Below are 22,059 nucleotides of genomic sequence, written 5' to 3'. Positions count from 1 at the left end.
ACCGGCAGCCGGCTGCACCGCGCCGTCGGGCCGCTCACCCCACTCCCCCGAGCTGGACGGCCTTGACCAGCAGGAGCAGGGCGGCGATCAGCAGATAGCCGCGGAGCAGGCCCATGCCGAGCTTCAGGCCGGGCGACCAGACGACCGGTTCGAGGAGGGTGAGCGGCGGCATGCGCCAGCTCTCCCGTTCGGCGCGCGGGATCCGCGGGGTGCCTCTGGTGACGGCGGCGCGGCGCCCCTGGACGTTGTGCAGCCAGCCGCCGGCCGCGAGGAGCCCCGCGACGAGGAGGACGCTGAGCCACAGGGCGACCCGGGCGGTGTCCAGGGACGGGAAGAGCGTGGTGGCGACCAGGATCCCGGAGAGCGTGAGCAGCACCGCGATGATCACGGACGCCAGCACGTTGAGCCAGCGCGGATTGGTCCACGGGCCCAGCACGGCCCGGTCGTTGCACAGCAGCAGCAGGAAGACGCTCGCGGACGGCAGCAGCAGTCCGGCCAGGGCCTGGACGCCCGTGGTGATCAGGCCCAGCGGGGCGCCGGGGATCAGCACCACGGCGGCGGCGACCAGGACCATGCCGGTGTAGCTGGTGTAGAACGCCTTGGCCTCGCCGAAGCTCCGGTGCAGGGAGTGGCGCAGGTTGAACACGTCGCCGAAGGCGTAGCTGGTGGCCAGGGTGACCGCGGCGGCCCCGATGATCGAGGCGTCCAGCAGGACGACGGCGAACAGTGCCCCCAGGACGCGGCTGTGGTCGGCGAGCGCGGTGGCGATGCCCAGTGCGTCCGTGAAGTGGCCGGCCGCGGCGGTGCCGCGGACCGCGTAGTCGGCGACGATGACGATCGCGATCGCGCCGCCGACCACGACGAAGGAGCCCAGCACGGTGTCCGCGCGCTCATGGCCGATGAAGCGCGGGGTGATCCGCTTGTCGATGATGTTGGACTGCTGGAAGAACAGCTGCCAGGGGGCGACCGTGGTGCCGACGATCGCGATGATCAGCAGCACCGCGTTCGACGAGACGCCGCCCTGCACGCCGGGCACGAACAGGTGGTAGGCGGCGGATCCGTAGCGCGGATGGGACAGCAGGGCCAGGGGCACGAGCAGCAGGCTGGCGGCGATGAACCCGAGCATCGCCCGCTCCCAGCGGCGGAAGCTCCCGCTGGCGGTGATCGCCACCAGCAGGAGCGCGGCCACCGGCACGGCGATGTACTTGCTGACCCCGAAGTAGCTCAGGGCGAGCGAGACACCGATGAACTCGGTGACGATGGTGAGGAAGTTGAGCACGAACAGATCCGCGACGCTGAACCAGCCCCAGAATCTGCCGAACCGCTCCAGGATCAGCCGGGCGTGCCCGACTCCGGTGACGGCGCCGAGCCTGACCACCATCTCCTGGTTGACGATCAGGACCGGAACGAGCAGCAGCAGCACCCACAGCAGGCTGTAGCCGTGGTTCTGGCCGGCCTGGGCGTACGTGGAGACGCCCCCGGCGTCGTTGTCCCCGACCATGACGACCAGGCCGGGGCCGACGATCGCCAGGAAGGTGAGCAGCCGGCGTTTGAGGCCGCGGCCGGCGTCCGCCTCGTCGAGCCGGACGCGTCCCAGGGCCCCTTCGATGGCTCCCTCGGGGGCGGCGGCCGGGGGGATCGGCGGCGGCCGGTGGCGGGCCGGCGTGGTTTTCGGGGGGCCTGCGGGCTCGGCCGGCGGCCCCGCCGCGCGGCCGGGCGGCGGGGTCCCGGGGCGCTGCGGCGGCTTCGGCGGGGGCGGGTTCGGCGGGGGCGCCGACGCCGGAGGCTGGGGCCGCTCCGGCCGGGCGGCCGGTGCGGGGGGCCGCGGCTGCCCCGGCCGCGGGGTCGGCTCGGGCGTCCGCGGCGGCCGGTCGGACGGCCGGTCGGACGGCCGGTCGGACGGCCGGTGCTGGTCGCTCATGGCGACCGTTCCTGGTGCCGGGGTGCGCTCGCGGCCCGGTGGGCGTCGGGCGGCGGGGCGACCTCCCGGCGCCGCCAGTCCTCCGGCAGCATCGCTTCGAGGACGTCGTCGACGGTGATGAGGCCGAGCAGCACCCCGTCCTCGTCCACGACGGGCAGGGTGATCAGGTTGTAGTCCGTCATCAGCAGCGCGACATCCACCAGGTCGGTGTCGGGTCCCACCCGTACCGGGTCCGGTTCGCTCACCTCGTTCAGCCGGGCGTCCGGGGCGGCCTGGAGCAGCGCCACCAGCCGGGCCGACGCGGTCAGCCGCCCCTCCTCGTCCATCGTGTACGCGCTGGTCAGGGCCTCGGGTTGCAGCCGGCGGGAGTCCCGTACCGCCGCCAGGACCTCGGCGACGCGGGTCGTACCCGGCACCGCCAGGAAGTCCATGCCCATCAGCCCGCCCGCGCTGTCGGCGTTGAAGCCCATCAGCGTCAGCACCTTGGCGCGCTGCCCGGCCGGCAGCCGCTCCAGCACCAGGCGGCGGCGCCCCTGGGGCAGGTCGCCGATCGCGTCGGCCGCGTCATCGGCTCCCATCCGGCCGAGCACCGCGGCGATCTCCTCGTCGGTGCGGGCGCCGAGGAGCCGGGTGGCCAGGTCCTCCTCCAGTTCCTCGAAGACGTCGGCCTCCAGTTCCGGGTCCTGGTGGACGTGCCCGAGGATCTCGCTCTCCTCGTCCTTCGACGCCTCTTCGAGCAGGTCGGCGATCTCCGCCGGCCGCAGCCCGCGGATCCGCACCGTCGGGCGCCGCACCAGCGCGCTGCGGCGATGCCCGATCAGCGGCTCGAAGCTCTTCCAGTCCCGGCACCGGTGCTCGTGCGCATGCTCCCCGAAGACCCACAGGAGCCGGCGCGGCCGGTGGGTGTCGACGCAGAACAGCAGCCACTGCCCGTTGCGGTACGCCAGTTCCACGTCCGTGGCGCGCACCAGCCGGGCCTCCGCCACGTCGATCAGCCGGTGGCCGAGCACATCGGCACGGAGCAGCACCTCCCCCTCGCGCCGTACGAACGGCCGCAGATCCACCTTGGCGCTCACCAACCGGACGAGTCCGCCCCCGTCGAAGGAGTCCACCTGCTCGACGGGAACGAACAGCTCGCGCCCGCCGACGCCGGCCACCAGCCCCGTCACGATCGGGTAGTCCGCGCCGCGCAGCCGCACGATCACATCGGCCAGCCGCCCCAGCACCCGGCCGGCCCGGTCCGCCACCGGCCGCTTGACCAGCGCGGACAGGTGCAGCACCGGCGTCTGCTCCTCCGGTGCCGGGGGTCTCGACGAAGACGGACTGACGGCCATCGCTCTGCCCTACCGAGGTGTACGGGATCGTTCGTGTCGGCGCCGCCGCCGTTGCCGACGGCTGCCGGACGACCGCTGCCCTTTCTCACGCCAACTGCCGCATTCCCTGAGAAATGCCACATGGACAACGTATCTCCCGGGGGGCGCCTCCCGGGGGCGGCGGGGCTCAGGTGCGGCGTGCAGGTCGTGGGCTCCGGTCACGGCGCCGGATTCACGCCGTCGACATCCAGCTGGCGAACGGCTCCCGTACGTCGCGGGGCGCTTCGGCCAGGGCGGCGGGGTCGGGTTCGGCGGCGGTGACGTGGGGGAGGTGGACGACGACGTCGAAGGCCGCCAGCGGGCTCTGGTCGGCGTAGTACGTGCCGTAGCGCTGCTGTGAGACGCTCCGCACGGCGGCCGTGTCGGCTGCGGACAGCCGGCGCAGGTCGACGGCGAAGGGGCCTCGGTGGCCGGTGTTCATGAGCGCGTCGAGGCTACCGGACCGGGGCGTCTCCTCCAGGTCGGCGAAGAGGGTGCCGGTGTAGAAGTCGGGCGCCGTGTTGAGGGTCTGCCCGGTCCCCGTCGTGGTGCCGATGACCACGTAGTCCGAGCCCAGCCGGTCGGCCAGGTGCGCGCCCGCCATCGGCATGACGGGCATACCGGGCATGGTGTGCGGGGCGCGCTGCACATGTCCGTTGTGGGCGGCGAGGACGATCCGGTCCTCGCGCTCCAGCACCCACTCGACGGTGTCCGCGATCCTGGCGTCGCGGATGAGGGACATCGCGTCCCGGTTCCCGCGGGCGATCTCGCGGAGCATCGCGTCGAGGGTGACCGTGACGCGCAGCGCGTGCAGCGCCCGCGCGAAGGCGTCGGCGGAGGTGCGCCGGACGTAGGTCAGGCGCCGGCTCGTCAGGTGCGCCGTGAGGTCGGCGAGGCCGGCGGTCAGCGCGTTCCGGCGTTCCGTCGCGAGGTCCCCGTAGGCGGCGATGGCCGCGGGCGCGGCGAACGCGGAGGGCGCCGCGAAGGCGGCGGCGGTCTCCCGGAGGGCCGGGTCGACCGGGAACTCGGGGTCGACCAGCGCGAGATAGGCGGTCACGGCGTCGAGGCCGGGCAGCAGGGACACCATCGAGCCGGGCATGTCGACCCCGTAGAAGCCGACCGGGTGCGCGGCCGAGTGGTTGTGCCGCCGCATCCACTCCAGGTGGGCCCGCATCGGCGCCCAGGCTCCCATCAGCGACGTCATGCCGTTCGCCATGACGTGGCCGAGCCGTTCGGCGCCGGCGTCGCCTTCGCCGCGGACCCAGTTGTCGACCAACTCCCCTTCGACGAACCCGGTTTCCATCGCATACGCGCTGAACCCGTGCCGCTCGGCCAGGTAGCGCAGCAGCCGGTGGCGAAGCCGGAAGAACTCCCGGTTGTAGTGCGCGCTCTCACCGATCGCCACCACGCGGGCGTCGCCGACCGCCTGGTCCAGCCATTCCAGATCGTCCAGCGGCGCCGCCGGGTCCAGCGTGCGCAGCGGCAACGCCGCCGCGTCGCTCAACCGGTCTGACACCACAGGGGTGTTGGTGGTCATGTCGAGCCTCTCTCCGTGATGCAGTCCCAACTTTGGGAACGGTACCAAATATGGGATCACCAGGGGATGGGGCACGCTGGATCCCGCTCCGCACCCGGTACGGCGTCGCACGGCGCCGTGGCGCGTGGCGGTCCGGCCCGTCAACTCGGCGCGCACTGCGGGGAGAACGGGATGCGGTGGAGCCTCGACGGTGGTTGGGTACCGGCGGTATGGATGCCGCGCCGTCAGGCCGATGCGCGAGGACGCCCCCCATGGCGGAACGGGTGTCGGCGGTGACGTTCCTTGAGGCCGATCGCGCCACCCGCAGGGTCGGCGATCCGCAGCCGGAGACCGCGCAGCGACTGCCGCGGGAAGCACTCACCGCCGCTCGCGGCAGGACTCCGGTCAACTGCGTCACCGCACCCAACGAGTAGGCGATCGATGTCGGGCTCGCCGCCCGTCTCGACATCGGGCAGGAGGGCCGTCTCGCCGTACGCGGCATGGCGGTTCCCGCCAACTACCTGGCCGGCGGGCACTTTCTCCGCAGCGGACCCCTCCGCTCGGCACCTCCCGCCCGAACTCCGGTCCGCTCCCGCCGGAGAAACAGAAAAACCCCGACCAATTCGCGGTCGAGGTTTGACAGATGGGGCTTTTCCCTGCATATATTGAGCGTTTCCGTATCTCAAGAGAAACGCATGCCGAAGAACCCCATATTCACTTACTGCAGCACAGAATATTCGAGCGGAGCCGAATTGTCAAACGAGGAATTGCGGAAGGAGCAGGAATTCGTGGACCTGCTCCACGAACGCCTCGACGCCCTGCGGTCCGGGGCGCGGACGGCCATGACCGAGGCCCTGCCGCAGGGCGGCGGTACGTTCCAGGCGCGCCTGGAACGCGATGTGATGGTCGCCGAACAGGCCGAGTTGCTGGCGGGTTTCGAGGCCGGGGAACACGGGCTGTGCTTCGGGCGGCTGGCATTCCGGGACGGTCGCGACCACCACATCGGCCGGATCGGCATCCGGCGGGACGACGCCGACCGCACTCCGCTGGTCATCGACTGGCGGGCCGATGTGGCCCGGCCGTTCTACCTCGCCACCGGGCACACCCCCATGGGGCTGCGGCGCCGGCGCCATCTGACCACGCAGGGCCGGCGGGTGACCGCGCTGCACGACGAGATCCTGGACCTCGCCGACGCCCAACGCACCGGCCACGAAGGCGCGGACGCCGACGCCGTCCTGCTCGCGTCGCTGGACGCGGCGCGCACCGGCCGGATGCACGACATCGTGCAGACCATCCAGGCCGACCAGGACCGCATCATCCGCGCCCCGCACCACGGCGTCCTCGTGGTGGAGGGCGGCCCCGGAACCGGCAAGACCGTCGTGGCGCTGCACCGGGCCGCGTATCTGCTGTACGCGCACCGTGCGCAACTCGCCCGCCGCGCCGTGCTGATCGTCGGGCCCAACCCGGCGTTCCTCGGCTATATCGGCCAGGTGCTGCCCTCGCTCGGCGAGACGGGCGTGCTGCTCGCGACGCCCGGTGAACTGTTCCCCGGCGTGACCGCGACCGGCACCGACACCCCCCGCGCCGCCGAGGTCAAGGGCGGTGCGGCGATGGCGGACGCCCTGGCGCGCTTCGTCGCCGACCGGCAGACGCTGCCCGAGCCCACCCTCGTCATCGACCACGAGGACGGCGAACTGCACCTCGACGCGGCGCTCGTGGACGAGGCCCGGCGGCGCGCGCGGGCGACCCTGCTGCCGCACAACCTCGCGCGCCCGCACTTCGCGTTCCATGTCATCGACGCGCTCACCGCGCAGCTCACCGAGCGGATCGGCGCCGACCCCTACGGTGGCCCGAACCTCCTGGGCCCGGACGACATCGCCCAGCTCGGCAAGGCCGTCGCCACCAGCGGCGAGGTCCACCGCGCCATCGAGGAGCTGTGGCCGGCCCTCACCCCGCAGCAGTTGGTCGCCGACTTCCTCACCGAGCCCGTGCACCTACCCGACGCCGACGCGGACGCGATCCGGCGTTCCGGCGGGGTGTGGACCCCGGCGGACGTTCCGCTGCTGGACGAGGCGGCGGAACTCCTCGGCGAGGACGACTCGGCAGCGCGGGCCGCCGCCGAGGCCGAACGCCAGGAGCTGACCACCTATGCGCAGGGCGTGCTCGACCTCTCGTACGGGTCGCGCACCCAGGAGTTCGAGGACCGGGACGACGAGGATTCCGAAGTGCTGGCCGCGCACGACCTGATCGACGCGGACCGGCTCGCCGAGCGGCAGGAGGAGGCCGACCACCGCACCGCCGCGGAACGCGCCGCCGCCGACCGCACCTGGGCCTTCGGCCACATCATCGTCGACGAGGCGCAGGAGTTGTCCGCCATGATGTGGCGGCTGCTGATGCGCCGTTGCCCGACGCGTTCGATGACGCTGGTGGGCGACCCCGCGCAGACCTCGGAGCCGGGCGGCTGCGGCACCTGGGAAGCCATCCTCGGGCCCTACGTCGGCGACCGCTGGCAGCACGTCAGGCTCGCCGTCAACTACCGCACGCCGAGCGAGATCATGGAGACCGCGGCACGGGTCCCGCGGGCCGCGGACCCGTCGTTCACACCGCCGCGGTCGATCCGCGCCACCGGTGTCCGCCCGTGGGCGCACCGCACGCAGGACCTGCCGCGGGCGGTAGCGGAGGCGGTGGCCCGCGAGACCGGGCACGGCGCCGGGCAGGGGCGGCTCGCCGTGATCGCGCCGCGGGAGCGGTGTGCGGCGCTGGCCGCCACCCTGCCGGCGGCGGCCGCCGGCACCGCCCCGGACCTGACCCGCCCGGTGGTGGTCCTCGACCCGCGGCAGGCCAAGGGGCTGGAGTTCGACACCGTACTGGTCGCGGAGCCGGGCGAGTTCGGGGCGAGCGATCTGTATGTGGCGCTCACCCGGGCGACGCAGCGGCTGGGCGTGCTGCACACGGGGGCGCTGCCGCAGAGCCTGGCCGGACTGGCGGAACCGGACGGCACGGCCGAGCCGGACGCGGAGTCGGTCGCCGGGGCGGCCGGCTGAGCGGAGCGGGGCGCGGTGACGCGAAGCGGGCTTTCGCGGTACGAGCGGTGCGGCGGCAGCCCGCGCCCGGCATCCCTCAGCGGGGGGCGAGTGGTTGTCGCGTCAGCGCTCGTCCGCCGCACGGCGGCGGGCCGCGACGATCAGTCCGGCACCGGCGGTGAGGGCGACGGCCGCGCCGCCGACCGCCCACGAGGTGGCGGATCCGACGCCGGTGGCGGCGAGTTGGCCTTCGGCGGCCGTGGGTGCGGTGGCGGTGCTCCGCGACGAGGCGACCGCGGGCTCTGCGACGGCAGCCTTCCCGGCGCCCGTCTCACCGCCACCCCCCTTACCGCCCTCAACGTTCTCGCCGTTCTCGCCGTCCTTGCCATTCTCGCCGTGCCCCGCGGACCCGGTGTCGGGCTTCGGGGTGGGCTTGTTCTTGGCCGCCTCCCGTTCGGCGTCGGCCTCGTCCTTGGCACGTGCCTCGTACTGGCCGACCTCCAGGAAGTGCCGGACGTCCTCGGCCGTGCCGTCCAGCGCCTTGTTGGCGGCCGCCTTCACCGCGGGGCCGCCGACGCTCAGGATCTGCGAGGTGCGTACCCGATCGTCGTCTTCCTGGGCCGCGCGCCGTCCTGATTCCAGGAAGCGCACACGGTCCTCAGGGGTGCCGTCCATCGCCCGTTCCGCCGCTTCTCGCACTCCCGGGCCGGTGTTCTGGTCCCCGAGGATCTTCAGGATGGCAAAGCGGTTGTCCTCGTCGCGTGCGGCGTACTGGCCGACCTCCAGGAAGTGACGCATGGCCTCCGGGCCACCGTCGAGCGCTCGCGTCGCCTCTCGTTCCAGCCCTCTGCCGATGCCCTTGTCGGCCAGCATCCGGAGGATGGCCATCCGGTCCTGCTCGGCGGTCTTCGCGTCACCGCCCGGCGTCGTCTTCCCCGGTGCCGTCTCCCCCGGCTTCGCCTCCGGTTCGCCCGCCGGCTTGTCCGGGACGGAGGTGGCGGGCGACGACCCGCTGTCGGCGGCGACGGCCGGCGAGGAGAACAGAACGGCCGGCGCTATCGCAGCGGCGGCGACAACCGCCGGAATACGGGCCAACTTCACACAGAACACCCACTCATCCAAGAAACGTCAAAAACTATCCATGACAGGGTAAAGGATGCGTGAAGTGGTCTGAACCGGCGGTGGTCGCCGCGCCGGAACCGCGGGACGGGCCTGAGGAGTTCGTCCGCCACGCGTACCGGATGCCCGATGCGCACGGGTCGGGCCCGTACGCGGTCAGGGGGGTGCCGGGCCCTGCCGCGACGAGCGCAGTATGGCCAGGCGCCGCTGGTACTCCTCGTCCTCGATCTCACCCCGTGCGTAGCGCTCGGCGAGGATCTGCTCCGCCGTGGGACCGGCGGGCGGCGGCGGGCCGGTGTGCCAGCCGGCGCGCCAGCCGGTCTGCTCGCCGCCGTACTTGCCGGGGCGGGCGAGGGCGCGGAAGACCAGGATGCCGACCGTGACGACCAGCGCCCAGAACAGGATCATGCCGATGGTGGCGGCGATCCAGCCCCAGCCGCCTCCGCCGTGGTGGTACCAGTACATCGAACGTCACTTCCCAGCTCAGGAAGGCAGGGCACCCCTCACGGGTGCCCGCACCGCGATTCTCGTTCACCGTCGGGGCCGCGGGGAGGTCCGGTCGGCCCTAGGTGTCCGCCCCGCCCGGACCTGTTGCCGCCGCTCCGGCGGATCGACGATGGCAGGCACGCGGACGGTCCTCCGCGACCGCGGCGGGCGCCGTCAGGCGCCCGCCCCGGTACGACGGGCACCGTCCGGTGTCATGTCGTGATGTCGATGTGCCGCGGTGTCGCGGCCCGGGCCTTGGGGATGGTCACCGTCAGCACCCCGTCGTTGAGGTTCGCCTTGACGTCGTCGGCCTTCACGTCGACCGGGAGCGTCGAGCGGTACTCGAACCGGCCGGTGCGGCGAGTGCTCCGGCGCAGCACGCCCTCGCGCCCGCACTCCTTGTACTCGCCGCTGATGCGCAGTTCCCGGTTGGTGATCTCGACGTCGATGCCGTCCCGCTCCACCCCGGGCAGTTCCGCCTCGACGACATAGGCGTCATCGGTCTCGTGCAGGTCCGCGAGCGGCGCCCAGTGGGTCCGTTCGCCCAGCGCGGGGACACCGCCCGCGGTCTCCAGCAGATGGCTCATCCGCTCGTACAGGTCGTCGAACTCCGCGGCTATCGGCTCGCGCCACTGCAGGGAGGGCAGAGCTCTTTCCAGCAGGCTGCCGGTCCGGCGTCGCACGGGCATGTTCATCGCGGTCACCTCCGCGAAACGACTGCATGGGTACGGTTCCATGCTGCGCGCCCCGGCCCCTCCCGGCGACTTCGAACTCCCGTCGGCCAACACCGCGTCAGCCGAAGAGCCGGCGTACCCGGATGGTGTGGACGGGCCGCTTGGCACCGTGGTGCAGGGGCAGCCGCGCCCCCGGGCAGCCGTCGTCCCCCTCGGCCGGGTCCGCGTACTTCTCCCGCACGGCCGGCGTCCGTGGGTGGTACCGCCGCGCCGGCTTCCTGCGTCGCGCCGTCTTCTTGCGTCCCATCGGGTTCCGTCCCCTCGTGCCCCTGGCCGGCTCGCGCTCCCGTATCCGGTGGGTGTACGGGAGCCGGGTCAACGGGCGGACGCGGCACGGCGGGATCCGGGGCGCACCCGCCGTCCGCCGCCGGGTGGTTCAGTCCTGAATCCTGATGTGCCGCGGCTTGGCGGGCTGCGCCTTCGGGATCGTGACGGTGAGGACGCCGTCGGTGAGCGAGGCGGTGACGTCTTCGGATTTCACGTCCACCGGCAGCAGCGCCCGGTACTCGAACTTGCCGGTGGGGCGGCCACGGTGCCGCGGTACGCCTTCCCGTCCGCACTCCTTCAGCTCTCCCGAGATGGAGACCTCGTGCTCGCCGACCGTGACGTCGACGCCCTCGCGCCGTATGCCGGGCAGTTCGCATTCGACCAGGTACGCCTCGTCGGTCTCGTGCAGGTCGGCCGGCGGGGCCCAGGCGACCGGCTCGGTCAGGGGCGATGTGAGGGAGGCCGACTGGAGGAACCGGCTCATCCGGTCAAACAGTTCCTCGAACTCGGCCGCCACCGGCTCGGGCCAGCGGAGCCCGTGCTCCAGCAGGCTCCCCGGCCGGTGTCGTATGGGCAGATTCATCGCGCTGCACCTCCTCGGACGGGCCGCAGAACGGCGTTGCCGCCTGCCGCTCCCTCCTTGTCGCTTCTTTCTCTGGCCGTGCTGCTTCTTCCATGCTGGCCATCCCCGGCACACCCGGCGACTCGGACCGGCGCCGACCCCGGGGCGGGACACCAAGTGGCCTGACAGGGCGTCAGATCGCGCTCGGGGTCCGGGGCCGCGTCGCGCGGCGGTACGGGACCGCGGCACGGCGATGGGCCTGGGCCGGATCACGCACCGCGGCAGGCAGGTCACTTGCGGTGGTACCGGGTCACCTGCCGTGGCAGCGGGTGACCCGTCGTAGTGCCGGCCGGCGGGCCCGGCTCCCGCGTGGCGGCCGTGGGCCGCCCCTGCCACGCTGGAACGGAGGGGTCTGGGGCGGCGTACCCCTGGGCGGGAGTCCGGCGCCTAGGCCCGGTCCTCGTACGAGGGAGGAAGGATGGCTGCGTCCGCCGGCCCCGGTGACCACGGCGCCCCGCGCGACGACCGCCCCCTGAACGCCGCCGAACGCGAGGAGTACGACCGGCTGCGCGGCGCCGCGGCACTGCACCACCGGAGGTTGCGCTACGCGAGCGCCTCGGTACTCCTGATCCTGGCCTTCCTGCTCGCACCGCTGGCGGTGGTGGCGGCGTGGGTGAACAACGAGGTGACGGACACCGGCCGATACGTTCAGACGGTCGCGCCGCTCGCCTCCGACCCGGCCGTGCAGAACGCGCTGACCGACCGCCTCACCAACAGGGTGGTCGACGCCGTCGACGTACCCGCCCTCACCGCCTCGCTCGCCAGGGCCCTCGACCGCGCCGGCGCCCCGCCCCTGGTGGTCGACCACTCCCAGGCGCTGGCCGAGCCGCTCAAGAACGCCCTGACCGGCGCCGTCCGCACCGTCGTGGCCAAGGTGGTGAAGAGCGGCGAGTTCCGAGACGTGTGGCGAAGTGCCAACCGCGTCGCCCACGAGAACGTCGTGAACGTCCTCACCGGCGAGGGCAACCGCGCCGTGCAGGCCAAGGGCGACACCATCGTCCTGAACATCGGCACCGTCGTGGACCACGTCAAACAGCGGCTGGTCGACCACGGCTACCGGGCGGCGGCGAAGATCCCCGACGTCGACAAGACGATCCCGCTGCTCCAGGTCGACAAGCTCAACAAGGCGCAGAGCGCCATGCGGCTGCTGGACATCGTCGGCAACTGGCTGCCCGTCACGGCGGTCGGCCTCGCCGCCCTCGCGGTCTGGGCCGCGCCCGCTCACCGCGTCGCCCTGATGACGGCGGCGATCGGCGTCGGCGTCATGATGGTCGCGCTGCTCATCGGCCTCGCCGTGGCGCGCCAGGTCTACCTGGACTCCGTACCGCCCACCACGCTCCCGCGGAACGCCGCCGCCGCGATCTACGACACCCTGGTGCGCTTCCTGCGCCTGAGCACCCGCACCGTTCTCGTCATCGCGGTGATCACGGCGCTGGCCGGCTACCTCTACGGCCCGGGGCGCGGCGCCCGGCTCCTGCGCGCGGCGAGCGCCCGCGGCACCGGCGCCGCCGGCCGCGCCCTGGCCCGCGCCGGGTTGGACACCGGAGCGTTCGGCCGCCGGCTGGCCGCCCGCCGCCGCTGGACCACGGGCGTGGTCATCGCCGCCGGTGCGCTGGCCCTGTTCCTGTGGAACTTCCCCACCCCGGGGGTGGTGGCACTGGTCCTGGGCCTGGTCGTGCTCGTCCTGATCCTCCTCGGCATCCTCGCCGCCGCCGGAACACGCGCCCCGCCCGCCGCCGCACCACCCCCGTCAGGCGGTGCCCGATGAGGCGCCCGGCGCCGCGCGGGAGAGGGCGGCAGCACACCCGCCCCGTCACCACACTCACGGTACGAACAGGAGAGGAACAATGGTCGGTTACGTGAATCTGGCCTACGACTACCCGGTCCTCGGGGCCTTCTGGACAGCGATGTGGGTCTTCCTGTGGGTGATGTGGGTCATCCTGCTCTTCCGCATCATCGCCGACATCTTCCGCGACGACACCATGAGCGGCTGGGCCAAGACCGGGTGGCTGCTCCTCGTGCTGGTGCTGCCCTTCCTCGGCGTCTTCATCTACGTCTGCGCCCGGGGCCACGGCATGGGCAGACGCGAGCGGCAGCAGGTGCAGGAACAGCGCGACGAGTTCGAGCGGTACATCCGCGAGACGGCGGGCGGCGGGGCCACCGGCGTCAGCGAAGTGGACCAGCTCGCCAAGCTGTCCGACATCCGTGCCCGGGGCGACATCTCCGACGAGGAGTTCAGCCGCGCCAAGGAGAAGATCCTGCACTGACCGCCGACCGCACCCGACGCGGACGAACCGCCCCGCCCGGACGCCGCATGGTCATACGGCTCCCCCGGTCCCCGCTCTCCGGGAGAGCCGCAGGCCGGTGACCAGGTCCGGGCGGATGCGCAGTGCGTATTCCATCCGGTGGTCCGTCCAGGGGTGGAGCAGTGCCTGATAGTGCGCCAGGTCGTCGGGGTCCGTCACGAGATGGCAGTAGCCGGTGACCACGACGCTCCAACCGCAGTGCGTGGCGGGGTCGATGGCGTCGGCCTCATAGGCGACGACGATGCCCCCGCCGTCCGGCCGCCCGGTCAGCGCCGTCGCCAAAGCCGCGCCCTCATGGGTGCGGATGACGACCTCGCCGTGGTGCAGGAGGTGGTTCACCGGGCGGATGGCCGGGAGCGCGTCCTGGGTGAAGACGATCCTGCCCAGCGACACGCTGCCCAGCAGCCGCAGCGCCTCCTCGCGGTCCAGTTCGGTGCTGCGGCGCGACGCCTCGGCGTCCGCCCAGGCCGCTCGCCGGTCCTCGGTGGTGTGCCGGTCGGCCGGGTCCGTCATCGTGTGCTCCTGGTCGCGCCGCCGGCCGGTGTCACCGAGAGCGCCGCCGTACGGTCGTCCGCCGGGGCGAAGACCTCGGGCACCGGGTCGTGGCGGATCCGCCCGGCCGGCACACCGGCCGCGGTCAGCCGCGCCACCGTGGCCCCCACCATGGCGGCCGGACCGCTGACGAAGGCGCGGTGGCCGGTCCACGGGCCACCGCGGGCCACCGCCTCGGCCAGTGGCCCGTACGCGCTCGGTACCCGGTCCTCGTCGAGGACCCGGACCACCCGCAGCCACCGGTGCCGCACCGGCAGCCGGGAGAGCAACCCGGCGTCGTACAACTCGGCCCGGCTGCGGGCGCCGACGAAGAGGTGTACCCGGCCGGCGGGTTGCCCGGGGCCGCCGGCGCCCGCGCGGCGGCCGGCCCGCTCCTCCAGGAGCGCCTTGACGGGGGCCCATCCCGTACCGCCGGCCACCATCAGCAGGTCGCCCGAGAAGTCCGCGTCGTCAAGCGTCATCGTGCCGTGCGCGGGGCCCAGCCGGAGCAGGTCACCGACCCGGGTGCCGGACACCAGGGCCTCGCTCACCCCACCGCGGGCGGTCTGCCGGACGTGGAACTCCACCTCGTGATCGGGCCGCGGCGCGCAGGCGAGGGAGTACTGCCGCCACGCCTGGGGCATCAGCGGCGACTCGACCGCCGCGTACTGCCCGGCCCGGTACGGGTAGGGCTCGTGCATCCGCACCCGGACCACGGCGAGGTCCGGGCGACGTAACTGATGTTCCGTCACCGTGCCCTGCCAGCACGGCGGTTCGGCGAGGGCGGCATCGGCCCCCTCGACCATCGACGCGACGGCGAAGCGCAGCATCCGCACCCATGCCTGCTCCACGGCCTCGGCCCAGCGCGGTCCTGCGGTGCGCCGCAGCGCCGCGCACAGCGCGGCCTCGAACGCCTCGTAGTGCACCGGCCGCACCCCGAGCTTGCGGTGGTCGTGGCCGAGTTGGCGGAAGTAGGCGGCCACCTCGTCCGGCCGGTGCAGATTCTCGATCAGGTACCAGAAGGCCCGCGCCAGGTGCGCGCGCTGGAAGTCCATCGACGCCGGGAACAGCGACCGCAGGTAGGGCCAGCGGGCGAACATCTCCTCGTAGAGGTGGCCTATGAGGTCCCCGAAGGGCGTCACCAGGTCCAGATACTGCGTGATCAGGCGCTGATCGGCGGCGCCGTCGTAGGAGGCCGCGGCCGACCGGGGCCGCGGGACCCGCCCGGGTGCGAGGATCCGCCGCCGCAGCCGCATCGCGTCGTGCCGGGCGAGCAGGGCGTGGTACTCGTCGCCGACGGTGGCCGGGAACGATTGCATGGAGCGGACCTCCTGACAGGACGGCGGGCGCCCGGTGCGCTACCGCAGCGGTGCGGCCCCTCCGAGGAACGGGGTGGTCAGTATGGCAATGCACCGTTGTGCCCGAAGGGCCCTGCTCCCCAGGGCCGTTCGGCCCTTTCGCCGGCCCCCGCCCGGTAGGAGCCTCGTCGCGGGGCCCGGCCCGCTCCGGGCGTGGCATCGACCTCGGCGATACTGATGTTCCGTCAGGGGCCCGGCCCAAATGCCCCGGCGTCGCAGAAGCCCAGCCAAGGAACCGAAGAGCGAGCAGCGATGAACCAGCCCCCCGCACCCCCCGCCCCGAGCACGCCGCTGCGCGTCTTCATCCTCGACGATCACGAAGTGGTGCGCCGCGGCGTACGGGACCTCCTCGAAGCGGAGGGGGACATCGAGGTCGTGGGCGAGGCGGGCGACGGCCGGCAGGCCCTCGCCCGGGTGCCGGCCGTCCGGCCGCAGGTGGCGGTCCTCGACGTACGGCTCGGCGGCACCGGTGGGCCCGACAGCGACCACGAAGGCATCGAGGTCTGCCGGGAGTTACGGGCCCGGATGCCGGAACTGGCCTGCCTGATGCTGACGTCCTTCGACGACGACGAGGCGCTGTTCGACGCCATCATGGCGGGGGCGGCCGGGTATGTCCTCAAGCAGATCGACGGCTCGGCGCTGGTGCAGGCGGTACGCACCCTCGCGGCGGGCGGCTCGACACTGGATCCGCGCACCGCGACACGGGCGATGGCGCGGCTGCGCGGCCCGAGCCGGGCGCCCGAGGCGCCGCCGTCCGAACTCGACCGGCTCTCGGCACGCGAACGCGAGGTACTGGACCTGATCGCCGAAGGACTGACTAACCGTCAGATCGCCGACCGGCTGTTCCTCGCCGAGAAGACCGTCAAGAACCGGGTCTCGTCCATCCTGTCCAAACTGGGGGTGGGCCGCCGGGTGCAGGCCGCGATGGTCGCCGAACGCCTCCGGGAAACCCGCGACTGACCACCCGGTCCCGGCCGGTCAGGTGGGCAGCGGTACGCACCACACGATCCGGGTGCCGCCGCCGGCGGGCGACTCCACCGCCAGCCGGCCGCCGTGCATCTCGGCGCGGGCCCGCATGTTGGCCAGACCGCCGGTATGCGGTGCGGGCCCCACCCCCACCCCGTCGTCCGTCACCGTCAGCGTCACCTCGTCCGCCGCGGTCAGCGCCACGTCGAGGCGCCGGGCGCGGGCGTGCCGGGCGGCGTTGCTGAGGGCTTCCGCGGCGACCGCCACGACATGCTGCGCCAGCTCGTCCGGGACGGCGCTGTCCACCGGTCCGTCGATCCGCAACGCGGGGGCGAAGCCGAGCGGTTGGGCGGCTCGTTGCACGGTATCGGTGAGATCCCGGCGCAGGCTCCGGCCCGCCCTGCCCTCTCCGGTGGTGCGCAGTCCGAAGATGGTGGACCGGATGATCTTGATCGTGGTGTCCAGGTCGTTGACCGCCCGGCCGACCCGTTCGGCCGCCTCGGGCCGCTCGATCAGCCGGGTCGCGCTCTGCAGCGTGATACCGGTGGCGAACAGCCGCTGAATGGCCAGATCGTGCAGGTCCCGGGCTATCCGGTCGCGGTCGTGGAGTACCGCCAGCTCCTCCGACTCGGCGCGCCTGCGGGCGAGTTCGAGGGCGATCACGGCCTGGTCCGCGAAGCCCGACAGCAGCCGGACCTCGGTGTCGTCGAACGCGGGCCGGCCCGCCAGCCGGCTCAGCCGCAGCGCCCCGCACCCGGTGTCGACCTGTAACGGGACGGCGATGGCGGGCCCGTACTCCTCCTCGGTCTCCGTGTCCGGGCCGAGCGGGTGGGCGCGCGGGTCGGTGCGCAGATCGGCGGTGACCACGGGCCGGCCAGTGCGCGCGGCCATACCGGGCAGCGAGCCGTCGGCCGGCACCCGCAGCCCGGCGATCCGGCTCGCGCCGGCGCCCCGGGCCACCGCGACCGCCAGATCGTCCGCGGACGACTCCACCGGCAGCAGCACGGCAGCGGAGTCGGCACCGGCGAACTCCAGGGCCCGCTCGGCGATCAGGTGCAGCACCTCGTCCGCCCCGGTGCCGGAGAGCAAGCTGCGGGTGATCTCGCCGAGCGCCTCCAGCCACCGCTCCCGGCGCCGACTCTCGTGGTACATACGGGCGTTGTCGATCGCCACCCCCGCCGCGATCGAGAGGGTGGTCAGCACCGCCTCGTCGTCCGCGTCGAACGAGCCGCCGCCCCGCTTCTCGGTGAGGTAGAGGTTGCCGAACACCTCGTCACGGACCCGGACCGGCACCCCCAGGAAGGTGCGCATCGGCGGATGGCGGTCCGGAAAGCCGTAACTGCGCGGGTGCGTGGTCAGATCGTCGAGCCGCAGCGGTACGGGGTGGCGGATCAGCTCGCCGAGGATGCCCCGGCCGCACGGTGTCCGGCCGATCTGCCCGATGAGTTCGTCCGACATGCCCACGGGCAGGAACCGCGACAGCTGCCCGTCGTCGACGACGCCGAGCGCCCCGTACTCCGCGTCGGCGAGGGTGACCGCCGCCTCCACGATCCCGCGGAGCACCTGCGGAAGTTCGAGCCCCCGCCCCAGGCTCATCACCGCGTCGAGCAGGCTGTGCATCCGGTCCGGCTCGCGAAGGTGCGGCCCTCGCGCGGCCGGCGCGTGCTGCGGCGATGCGGACATGACCGTACTGCTCCCCAGGTACCCGGTGACCGACCTGCGCAGCGTACGTGATCATGACGGCCGCCCCGCCGGGCGACGGCGCGGACCGGCCACCCCCGGCGGCCGCCCCGCAGTGGCGCCGGCCGGTCGACCGCGACGGAACCCGAGCAGCGCCTCGTCACCTGCAAGGGCATGGCCCTCCGCACCTCAGGGGCGAAATGCACGAGAAACGGCAAATCGTTTACAGTACCCGGATGATCTTTATCGTTGTGAAGTTTCCCGTGAAGCCCGAATACGCCGAGGAGTGGCCGGCAAAGGTCGGCGCTTTCACCCAGGCCACCCGTGACGAACCGGGCAACCTGTGGTTCGAGTGGTCCCGCAGCATCGAGGACCCCAACACCTATGTGCTGGTCGAGGCGTTCAAGGACGATGCGGCCGAGGCGCATGTGAACTCCGACCACTTCCGCGCGGGCCTGGAGCGGATGCGTCCGCTGCTGCGCCGTACGCCCGAGATCGTGAGCACCACCATCGAGGGCGCGACCGGCTGGAGCGCGATGGGCGAGCTGGTGATCGACTGACCGCCGCGTCGACCGACGGCGAACGGGCCCCTTCGGGGCCCGTTCCCTCATACGACCGTCTGGTCCCCGTCGGGCACGTCCTGGACCGTCACCTTCGCCGGCGGCTCCCCGAGCCCCTCCGCCACCGCCCTCGCCAGACCCCCGGGATCGGGCTCGGCCGGTACGGGCACCTGCTCACCCTCCGGGTAACTCTCGATCGCCCTGGTGAAGTAGCCGGGGTCCCACGCCCCGACGGCGCCCCGTACCTCCACGGCGCGCACCGCTCGCGACCCGATCCGCTGCCGGACGGCGGCCAGGATCCGGTCCGACCGGTACTCCCCCGGCACCTGGAACAGGCTGGCGTGCGCACCGACCTTCGCACCGTCCTGGAGGCGGACGGTCACCGTCAGACAGCTGGTCACCGCGGGGTAGACGATGCTGCCTCCGGGGCCGACCTCGCCCACCCGCCCCTCGGTGATCCGCACGCTCGCGGCCGGCGACGTCACCGGAGCCGGGACGCGCGCGCTCGCGGCGGCCGGCTGCGCCATGACGAGGAGACCGGCGGCACCGAGGTGCAGGGCCAGCAGGAAGGCCGCGGTGGACGGGCGGACGCCGCCGACGACCCGCCCCTCCCCCAAAACCCCTCCCCGCTCTACCGGTTGAGCCTGCCGAAGCCCCCGTCGCCGCTGTCGTGCGCACCCCCGAACCGCCATGCTCCGCCCGCTCCCCACCGCACTGCCATCCCGTTCTCGTCCCGCCTCCGCGCCGTGTGGCGCAACCGTCCGCACGCTACTCGAACCGCGCGGTGTCCCCCGCCCCGCGGCGTACGATCTCGGCCTCGCCGCCCGAGAAGTCGATGACCGTGGTCGGCTCGGTGCCGCAGTCGCCGGAGTCGAGCACCGCGTCGATCACATGGTCGAGCCGCTCCTTGATCTCCCAGCCCTGCGTCAGCGGCTCCTCCTCGTCCGGGAGGAGGAGGGTGCTGGAGAGCAACGGCTCACCGAGTTCGGCGAGCAGCGCCTGGACGACGGCATGGTCCGGGATCCGGACGCCGACCGTCTTCTTCTTCGCGTGCAGCAGCTGGCGCGGCACTTCCTTCGTGGCGGGCAGAATGAAGGTGTAGCGACCGGGCGTCGCCGCCTTGATCGCGCGGAACACATCGTTGTCGATGTGCACGAACTGGCCCAGCTGCGCGAAGTTCTGGCAGACGAGAGTGAAGTGGTGCCGGTCGTCCAGGTTCCGGACCGACCGGATCCGGTCGATGCCGTCGCGGCTGCCCAGCTGGCATCCCAGAGCGAAACAGGAGTCCGTCGGATACGCGACGAGGGCGCCGGAGCGGATGCTCTCGGCCACCGTGCTGATGGTGCGCCGCTGCGGGTTCTCGGGGTGGACGTCGAAGTACTTCGCCATCCGCCGAGTCTAGGTGATCGGCAGGCCCCGGACGGTGGGCGCCGGGCCGCCGCTCATCCGTCCAGCCGGGACAGGCCGGCGGACGGCCGGCCGCCGCGCCTTCGCCCTCCGGCGCCCCTCCCCCGCGCTTCCCTTGGTCCGCTCCCCACTGTCCGCTCTCCACTGCCCGTGGCCGGTCCTACCGGAAGGCGGCGATGTGGCGACGGGCCCAGTCGGCGAAGGTGCGGGGAGCGCGGCCGAGGACCCGCTCGATGTCAGGGCTGATCCGCTGTTCGGCAGAGGTGGGCCTGCCGAGGATGTCGAGGGTGGTCTCGGCCACCGGTCCGGGCAGGAACCGCAGCATCTGCGCCCGCGCCTCGTCCCGCGTCTGCTCGACGAAGCGCACCGGTTCACCGAGCGCCTCGCCGAGCGATGCGGCCTGCTGCCGCGGCGTGACGAGTTCCGGTCCGGTCAACTCGTAGGCGCGTCCGGCGTGCCCGTCGTCGCGCAGCGCCACGGCGGCGACCTCGGCGATGTCGGCCGGGTCGACAGTGGGCAGGCCGACATCGCCGAACGGGGCGGCCACGGTACGCCGGGCACGGACCGACTCGGCCCAGGCGTAGGCGTTCGAGTCGAAGCCACCGGGCCGAAGGATCGTCCATTCCGCGCCCGACCGCCGGACGGCGTCCTCCCTGGAGCCGCCGATGTCCCCGTGGGAGGCGGACTCCGGCCGGGTGACGACGCCCTGGGAGGACAGCAGCACGACGCGCCCCACTCCGCAGGCCCGTACGACATCGAGGAGGTCCCGCGGGCTGAACGGCCGGGCGCTGCCGCCGCCGTCGTGGAGAAAGAACGCATCGGCACCGTCGAGGACGGGCCGCAGGCTCTCCGGGTCGGTCAGATCCGCCCGCCGGTGCCGGACGCCGTCGGGCACGGCCGCGCCGGAGACCCCGCGGGACACCGCCGTCACCTTCTCCCCCGCCACGGCGAGTGCCTGCACCAGCGAACGCCCCACATTGCCGGTCGCTCCGGTCACTACGATCACGACTAACTCCCCTGTAATGCCTGGTAATCGATGCCGATCGGGTCAGGTCGCAGGCGGTGGGGCGGGACCCGCACCGCCGCGACGCACGGACGCTAACACCGCCGGGGCAGTAGGTACCCAGGAGAAAGTGACTGAGCAGAGGGGAAGCGGTCCGACCGCGCGGGCGGGGTGCCGGCGGTCCGCCGGACGGGGTCGGACGGGTTCGGACCGGCAGCCTCAGGGTCGGCGGCGCGGCATCTCGTGACGGACGGTCACCAGCCCGGCATCGCATGCCGGATGCAGTGGTCCAGGCCGGCTGCGCGTCGTGGGGCCGGTGTCCGGGCGTTCGCGCGCGCATCGGGCGGCGGCGCGCAGGGGTTCTCCGGGTCCGCCGGTGGGGTGACGGCCGACCGTGTGGAGGGGGAAGCGGCACAAGCCGCAGGCCCTGGCCTCAGTGCCCCCAGGACCCTCCGCCGTCCACCTCCATGATGTGACCGGTTATGGACTTGGCATCGGGCGAGGTGAGGAAGTTCACGACCGCGGCGACCTCGGCGGTCTGGATCAGGCGCTTGGTGCGGGTCCGGGCGACGAGCTGCCGCTGGAACTCCTCCGGCAGGGAACGGTACATGGGCGTGTCGGTGGGTCCCGGGCAGATGACGTTCACGGTGACGCCGTACTCGGCGACCTCCTCGGCCAGCCCCCTGGCGAAGCCCAACTGGCCCGCCTTGGACGCCGCGTAGTTGGTCTGGGTGGCGCCGCCCGCCAGGGCCAGGGCGGACGACATCACGATGATGCGGCCGGCCCGCCGCTCCTTCATGCTCCGGCAGGCGCGCCGGGCGACCTTCATCGTGCCGGTCAGGTTGACGTCGATGACCCGGTCCCACTGCTCATCGGTCATCTCCTCAAGGAAGTTGTTGGCGATGACGCCGGCGTTGGCGACCAGGACATCCACCTCACCCAGCTCCCGCTCGACCCTCGTGAACGCGCGATCGACCTCATCGGTCCGGGTCACGTCGCACCGGATCGGCAGGAGACCGGGGACCTTCGGCGCTTCGGTGGTCAGATGGGTGATGGCGACCTTGTTGCCCAGGGACAGCTGGTGCTCGGCGATGGCCAGGCCGATGCCGCGGGACCCGCCGGTCACCAGAACTACTCGGGACATGGGTATGCGCTCCTTGCTCTCGGTAGAGGTGCTGTGGGTGAGTATCAGCCACCCGGAGGCATAA

21 protein-coding genes are annotated in these 22,059 nt (G+C 72.8%); 6 read left to right on the top strand and 15 right to left on the bottom strand.

Annotated elements, in window-relative coordinates:
• Positions 1 to 34 precede the first annotated feature (34 nt).
• The 3 genes from GR130_RS15930 to GR130_RS15920 form a co-directional block, all read right to left on the bottom strand.
• On the bottom strand, positions 35 to 1,921 hold the full coding sequence (locus GR130_RS15930) for an NRAMP family divalent metal transporter (protein WP_236573047.1): 1,887 nt from the start codon (positions 1,919 to 1,921) through the stop codon (positions 35 to 37).
• On the bottom strand, positions 1,918 to 3,201 hold the full coding sequence (locus GR130_RS15925; RefSeq protein WP_236573046.1) for a magnesium transporter MgtE N-terminal domain-containing protein: 1,284 nt from the start codon (positions 3,199 to 3,201) through the stop codon (positions 1,918 to 1,920). The genes GR130_RS15930 and GR130_RS15925 overlap by 4 nt, the downstream gene beginning before the upstream one ends.
• 265 nt (positions 3,202 to 3,466) lie before the next feature.
• Positions 3,467 to 4,810: an erythromycin esterase family protein gene (locus GR130_RS15920; protein ID WP_159505351.1), complete on the bottom strand. Its 1,344-nt coding sequence runs from the start codon at positions 4,808 to 4,810 to the stop codon at positions 3,467 to 3,469.
• A gap of 251 nt (positions 4,811 to 5,061) precedes the next feature.
• Here GR130_RS15920 and GR130_RS15915 point away from each other — a divergent pair, with 251 nt between their 5' ends.
• Both GR130_RS15915 and GR130_RS15910 read left to right on the top strand, forming a co-directional pair.
• Complete coding sequence (locus GR130_RS15915) at positions 5,062 to 5,223, top strand: hypothetical protein (RefSeq protein ID WP_159505350.1); 162 nt, start codon at positions 5,062 to 5,064, stop codon at positions 5,221 to 5,223.
• A gap of 333 nt (positions 5,224 to 5,556) precedes the next feature.
• Positions 5,557 to 7,833, top strand: a complete 2,277-nt coding sequence (locus tag GR130_RS15910) for a HelD family protein (RefSeq protein WP_159510008.1) — start codon at positions 5,557 to 5,559, stop codon at positions 7,831 to 7,833.
• Positions 7,834 to 7,935: 102 nt separating this feature from the next.
• On the opposite strand, the gene GR130_RS15905 is transcribed toward GR130_RS15910, so the two are convergent.
• The 5 genes from GR130_RS15905 to GR130_RS15885 all read right to left on the bottom strand — a co-directional run bounded on the left by GR130_RS15905 (position 7,936) and on the right by GR130_RS15885 (position 11,001).
• Positions 7,936 to 8,913: an ALF repeat-containing protein gene (locus GR130_RS15905; RefSeq protein WP_159505349.1), complete on the bottom strand. Its 978-nt coding sequence runs from the start codon at positions 8,911 to 8,913 to the stop codon at positions 7,936 to 7,938.
• A gap of 174 nt (positions 8,914 to 9,087) precedes the next feature.
• Positions 9,088 to 9,396 carry an SHOCT domain-containing protein gene (locus GR130_RS15900; RefSeq protein ID WP_159505348.1) on the bottom strand — a complete coding sequence of 103 codons (309 nt, stop codon included), beginning with the start codon at positions 9,394 to 9,396 and terminating at the stop codon, positions 9,088 to 9,090.
• A gap of 233 nt (positions 9,397 to 9,629) precedes the next feature.
• Positions 9,630 to 10,112, bottom strand: coding sequence for an Hsp20/alpha crystallin family protein (locus tag GR130_RS15895; protein ID WP_159505347.1), 483 nt, complete (start codon positions 10,110 to 10,112; stop codon positions 9,630 to 9,632).
• A 97-nt stretch (positions 10,113 to 10,209) separates the two neighbouring features.
• Positions 10,210 to 10,398: a hypothetical protein gene (locus GR130_RS15890; RefSeq protein ID WP_159505346.1), complete on the bottom strand. Its 189-nt coding sequence runs from the start codon at positions 10,396 to 10,398 to the stop codon at positions 10,210 to 10,212.
• 129 nt (positions 10,399 to 10,527) lie between these two features.
• Positions 10,528 to 11,001, bottom strand: coding sequence for an Hsp20/alpha crystallin family protein (locus GR130_RS15885; RefSeq protein ID WP_159505345.1), 474 nt, complete (start codon positions 10,999 to 11,001; stop codon positions 10,528 to 10,530).
• 457 nt (positions 11,002 to 11,458) lie between these two features.
• On the opposite strand from GR130_RS15885, the gene GR130_RS15880 reads away from it, so the two are divergent.
• Both GR130_RS15880 and GR130_RS15875 read left to right on the top strand, forming a co-directional pair.
• The gene (locus GR130_RS15880; protein WP_159505344.1) at positions 11,459 to 12,808 is read left to right on the top strand and encodes a hypothetical protein; all 1,350 of its coding nucleotides are present in this window, start codon (positions 11,459 to 11,461) and stop codon (positions 12,806 to 12,808) included.
• 79 nt (positions 12,809 to 12,887) lie between these two features.
• Positions 12,888 to 13,307, top strand: coding sequence for an SHOCT domain-containing protein (locus tag GR130_RS15875; RefSeq protein WP_159505343.1), 420 nt, complete (start codon positions 12,888 to 12,890; stop codon positions 13,305 to 13,307).
• A 51-nt stretch (positions 13,308 to 13,358) separates the two neighbouring features.
• Here the strand turns inward: GR130_RS15875 and GR130_RS15870 are convergent, their stop codons facing one another.
• Positions 13,359 to 13,859: a pyridoxamine 5'-phosphate oxidase family protein gene (locus GR130_RS15870; RefSeq protein ID WP_159505342.1), complete on the bottom strand. Its 501-nt coding sequence runs from the start codon at positions 13,857 to 13,859 to the stop codon at positions 13,359 to 13,361.
• Positions 13,856 to 15,196 carry a globin domain-containing protein gene (locus GR130_RS15865; protein WP_159505341.1) on the bottom strand — a complete coding sequence of 447 codons (1,341 nt, stop codon included), beginning with the start codon at positions 15,194 to 15,196 and terminating at the stop codon, positions 13,856 to 13,858. Before GR130_RS15865 ends, GR130_RS15870 begins: the two co-directional genes overlap by 4 nt.
• Positions 15,197 to 15,487: 291 nt before the next feature.
• On the opposite strand from GR130_RS15865, the gene GR130_RS15860 reads away from it, so the two are divergent.
• Positions 15,488 to 16,195, top strand: coding sequence for a response regulator (locus GR130_RS15860; RefSeq protein ID WP_159505340.1), 708 nt, complete (start codon positions 15,488 to 15,490; stop codon positions 16,193 to 16,195).
• An 18-nt stretch (positions 16,196 to 16,213) separates the two neighbouring features.
• Here the strand turns inward: GR130_RS15860 and GR130_RS15855 are convergent, their stop codons facing one another.
• Positions 16,214 to 17,821 carry a GAF domain-containing sensor histidine kinase gene (locus GR130_RS15855; protein ID WP_159510007.1) on the bottom strand — a complete coding sequence of 536 codons (1,608 nt, stop codon included), beginning with the start codon at positions 17,819 to 17,821 and terminating at the stop codon, positions 16,214 to 16,216.
• A 296-nt stretch (positions 17,822 to 18,117) separates the two neighbouring features.
• On the opposite strand from GR130_RS15855, the gene GR130_RS15850 reads away from it, so the two are divergent.
• Positions 18,118 to 18,441, top strand: a complete 324-nt coding sequence (locus GR130_RS15850) for a putative quinol monooxygenase (RefSeq protein WP_159505339.1) — start codon at positions 18,118 to 18,120, stop codon at positions 18,439 to 18,441.
• A gap of 47 nt (positions 18,442 to 18,488) precedes the next feature.
• Here GR130_RS15850 and GR130_RS15845 read toward each other — a convergent pair whose 3' ends face one another.
• From GR130_RS15845 to GR130_RS15830, 4 genes are all read right to left on the bottom strand, one after another.
• Positions 18,489 to 19,058, bottom strand: coding sequence for a hypothetical protein (locus tag GR130_RS15845; protein WP_236573045.1), 570 nt, complete (start codon positions 19,056 to 19,058; stop codon positions 18,489 to 18,491).
• A 151-nt stretch (positions 19,059 to 19,209) separates the two neighbouring features.
• A complete protein-coding gene (locus GR130_RS15840) occupies positions 19,210 to 19,830 on the bottom strand; it encodes an L-threonylcarbamoyladenylate synthase (protein WP_159505338.1) in 621 nt (206 codons plus the stop codon).
• 178 nt (positions 19,831 to 20,008) lie between these two features.
• Positions 20,009 to 20,854, bottom strand: a complete 846-nt coding sequence (locus GR130_RS15835) for an NAD(P)H-binding protein (protein WP_159505337.1) — start codon at positions 20,852 to 20,854, stop codon at positions 20,009 to 20,011.
• 430 nt (positions 20,855 to 21,284) lie between these two features.
• Positions 21,285 to 21,995 carry an SDR family NAD(P)-dependent oxidoreductase gene (locus GR130_RS15830; protein WP_159505336.1) on the bottom strand — a complete coding sequence of 237 codons (711 nt, stop codon included), beginning with the start codon at positions 21,993 to 21,995 and terminating at the stop codon, positions 21,285 to 21,287.
• Positions 21,996 to 22,059: the final 64 nt, after the last annotated feature.

It is taken from the genome of Streptomyces sp. GS7 (assembly GCF_009834125.1).
Taxonomy (GTDB): domain Bacteria; phylum Actinomycetota; class Actinomycetes; order Streptomycetales; family Streptomycetaceae; genus Streptomyces.
The sequence above is the reverse complement of the archived record's forward strand: the minus strand, read 5'-3'. Positions and strand labels throughout refer to the sequence as shown.

Bases quoted from the DNA above. Each gene is read 5' to 3' on its own strand.
- GR130_RS15930 (WP_236573047.1), bottom strand. From the start codon at position 1,921: ATGAGCGACCAGCACCGGCCGTCCGACCGGCCGTCCGACCGGCCGTCC.
- GR130_RS15920 (WP_159505351.1), bottom strand. From the start codon at position 4,810: ATGACCACCAACACCCCTGTGGTGTCAGACCGGTTGAGCGACGCGGCG.
- GR130_RS15915 (WP_159505350.1), top strand. From the start codon at position 5,062: ATGGCGGAACGGGTGTCGGCGGTGACGTTCCTTGAGGCCGATCGCGCC.
- GR130_RS15900 (WP_159505348.1), bottom strand. From the start codon at position 9,396: ATGTACTGGTACCACCACGGCGGAGGCGGCTGGGGCTGGATCGCCGCC.
- GR130_RS15895 (WP_159505347.1), bottom strand. From the start codon at position 10,112: ATGAACATGCCCGTGCGACGCCGGACCGGCAGCCTGCTGGAAAGAGCT.
- GR130_RS15890 (WP_159505346.1), bottom strand. From the start codon at position 10,398: ATGGGACGCAAGAAGACGGCGCGACGCAGGAAGCCGGCGCGGCGGTAC.
- GR130_RS15885 (WP_159505345.1), bottom strand. From the start codon at position 11,001: ATGAATCTGCCCATACGACACCGGCCGGGGAGCCTGCTGGAGCACGGG.
- GR130_RS15880 (WP_159505344.1), top strand. From the start codon at position 11,459: ATGGCTGCGTCCGCCGGCCCCGGTGACCACGGCGCCCCGCGCGACGAC.
- GR130_RS15875 (WP_159505343.1), top strand. From the start codon at position 12,888: ATGGTCGGTTACGTGAATCTGGCCTACGACTACCCGGTCCTCGGGGCC.
- GR130_RS15870 (WP_159505342.1), bottom strand. From the start codon at position 13,859: ATGACGGACCCGGCCGACCGGCACACCACCGAGGACCGGCGAGCGGCC.
- GR130_RS15865 (WP_159505341.1), bottom strand. From the start codon at position 15,196: ATGCAATCGTTCCCGGCCACCGTCGGCGACGAGTACCACGCCCTGCTC.
- GR130_RS15860 (WP_159505340.1), top strand. From the start codon at position 15,488: ATGAACCAGCCCCCCGCACCCCCCGCCCCGAGCACGCCGCTGCGCGTC.
- GR130_RS15855 (WP_159510007.1), bottom strand. From the start codon at position 17,821: ATGCACAGCCTGCTCGACGCGGTGATGAGCCTGGGGCGGGGGCTCGAA.
- GR130_RS15850 (WP_159505339.1), top strand. From the start codon at position 18,118: ATGATCTTTATCGTTGTGAAGTTTCCCGTGAAGCCCGAATACGCCGAG.
- GR130_RS15840 (WP_159505338.1), bottom strand. From the start codon at position 19,830: ATGGCGAAGTACTTCGACGTCCACCCCGAGAACCCGCAGCGGCGCACC.
- GR130_RS15830 (WP_159505336.1), bottom strand. From the start codon at position 21,995: ATGTCCCGAGTAGTTCTGGTGACCGGCGGGTCCCGCGGCATCGGCCTG.